Below are 2,149 nucleotides of genomic sequence, written 5' to 3'. Positions count from 1 at the left end.
CAGGCGGTGGTGTGGTTGACCGCGCCGGTGAGGGCGACGCTGTCCTTGGGGCTGATGATCATGTCGCAGGGTGAGCGCCAGGTGGCGTAGCGGGGCGAACCGGGGGTCTCGTCACCGGTGTTGAGGGTGTTGAGGAAGGCGGATCCCGGTCGCATCTCGACGCAGGGGGCGCCGCCGCACCAGCGCGCGGTCTCCGTCCCGTGGTTGGGGCCGGCCAGGGAGACCCAGGCGTCGACCTTGGCGGTGCCGCCGAGCTTCTTGAGGTAGTGGCGCGAGGAGAGGCCGCCCATCGAGTGGGTGACGACATCGACCTTGGCGGCGCCGGTGGCGGCCAGGACGCGGTCGATCTCCTCGGCGAGCCGTGCGGCGGTCGTGGCGTTGGACTGCCTGGCGTCGTACGTCCACTGGTCGAGGTGCCCGGCCGGCCAGCCGTCCGAGCGGAAGCGTCCGGCCATGGTCCGCCAGGTCGAGCCGTCGGAGTTCCAGCCGTGGACGAAGACGACGGGGTGGGGGGCGAGGGCCTTGTTCCCGTGGTCCGCCGCGGACGCGGGGGCGACGGGGAGGACGAGGGCGAGGAGGAGCGTGGGCATGCCCCGTGAAAGGTTCCTGATCACGGTCGGTTTGTAGCGTCCCGGGTCCGGGGGCGGCAGGCCCCGACGCGCGGACTCACCCGGCCGGACGCGGTGTTTCACCGCAGAAACGTGTCGGCCCACCGGGCGCGCGCTCCGGGCGGACAGATGCGGGGGCGCTCACGCCCGGCGCCCGGCGGGGACCGCGCGCTCCTCCCGCGCGCCGGGGCCGGCCCCTCCCGCGCCGGGGACACGGGGAACGTGCCCTGACAGGGGCTTTCCGGTGCCGCACCCCGGAGAACGCCGGGACGAGGAGGCCGGCATCCGCGGCGGTGCGGGCCTCCCCGCTCGACCACCGGTACCGGCGCGACCTCCACGCCGCCGGGGAAGCGGCCGGGCCACCACCCTGACCGTCGGCCGGACCGTCACGTACCGCGACGCCGGCCCGAACGCACCACCGTCGGAACGTCACGTACCGCGTCACCGTCCGCGACGCCGGCCCGAACGGGACCACCGGGGTCCCGGTCGCCGACAGGTTCCCGGAGAGCCTGGTGTTCCTCTCGGCCACCGGCTCCCCCGGCACGTACGGCCCGGCCGACGGACGCCGGCCCCCGGACGGTCCGGCCGAGGGCTCCGCGCCCCCGTTCCGCCGGTCGAACCGTGACGCGCGCGGGCGGCAGGACCGGTGTGACCCTCACGGCCGTCCGGGACACCGTCCCGGTGACCTCGATGCACCGGTGCCCTCCGACACGGGGAGGGGAAGCGTGCCGTGCCGTAAGGTCCCCTTGTCCAGGGGATCTTGCGGTAGGGCCGCACGTCACGGACACCTTCGCATCCGCAGCAGAAAGCCGAGTATGAGACAGCTCTCGACACCCCTCAGGGCCCTTGCCGCCTCGGCGTGCGCCCTCGCCCTGCTCGCCCTGCCCGGCCCGGCGGCACAGGCGGCCCCGGAGCCGGCCCTGTACGGCGAACTGGCGCGGAACGGCACGTTCACCACGAGCAGCGAGCACTGGTGGGCCGGTCCCGGCGCGTCGGTGGGCTCGGTCGGCGGCGCGCTGCGGGCCACGGTCGAACCGGCAGCGGCGGACCAGATCGGGCAGTCCTACCGTACGGTCGTGGGCCAGAGCGGCATCACCCTGCGTCAGGGGGCGCGCTACACGCTCTCCTTCGAGGCCCGGGCGTCCACGCCCGCGCGGATCAGGTCGACGGTCCAGCTCGGTGTCTCCCCGTACCCCGAGACCCTGGGGAACACCCTCGATCTGACCACCGCCCCGCAGCGGTTCAGCTGGACGTTCACCTCCTCGCTGGCCTCGGACGACGGACACATCGACTTCCAGGTCGGCGGTCAGCCGGTCCGTACCGACATCATGGTCGACAACGTCTCCCTGACGACGTCGACGGCCCGCGAGGGCTTCTTCACCGACCCCCACTCGACCGCGCGTGCCTGGGTGGACGCCCACCCCACCGACCAGCGCGCCGGCACGATCCGGACGCGGATCGCGGACCGGACGACGGTGAAGTGGTTCGGCGGCTGGAACACCGACGTGCGGGCGGACGTCGACCGGTACGTCGGCGCGGCG

At 74.1% G+C, this 2,149-nt stretch carries 2 protein-coding genes and 1 pseudogene; 2 read left to right on the top strand and 1 reads right to left on the bottom strand.

Translation table 11 applies throughout. The features are described 5' to 3' along the window. Window positions 1-590, bottom strand: a 590-nt coding sequence (locus tag RIF68_RS35085) for an alpha/beta fold hydrolase (protein ID WP_309055599.1), incomplete at its 3' end; no start/stop codon positions are given. Window positions 591-1,012: 422 nt separating this feature from the next. Between RIF68_RS35085 and RIF68_RS35080 the strand changes: the two are divergent. Then, window positions 1,013-1,159 (top strand): annotated as a pseudogene (locus RIF68_RS35080) (hypothetical protein); the annotation flags it as partial. Window positions 1,160-1,423: 264 nt separating this feature from the next. Next, window positions 1,424-2,149, top strand: a 726-nt coding sequence (locus tag RIF68_RS35075) for a carbohydrate binding domain-containing protein (RefSeq protein WP_309055597.1), incomplete at its 3' end; no start/stop codon positions are given.

It is taken from the genome of Streptomyces sp., assembly GCF_031178505.1.
Taxonomy (GTDB): Bacteria; Actinomycetota; Actinomycetes; order Streptomycetales; family Streptomycetaceae; genus Streptomyces; species Streptomyces gulbargensis.
The sequence above is the reverse complement of the archived record's forward strand: the minus strand, read 5'-3'. Positions and strand labels throughout refer to the sequence as shown.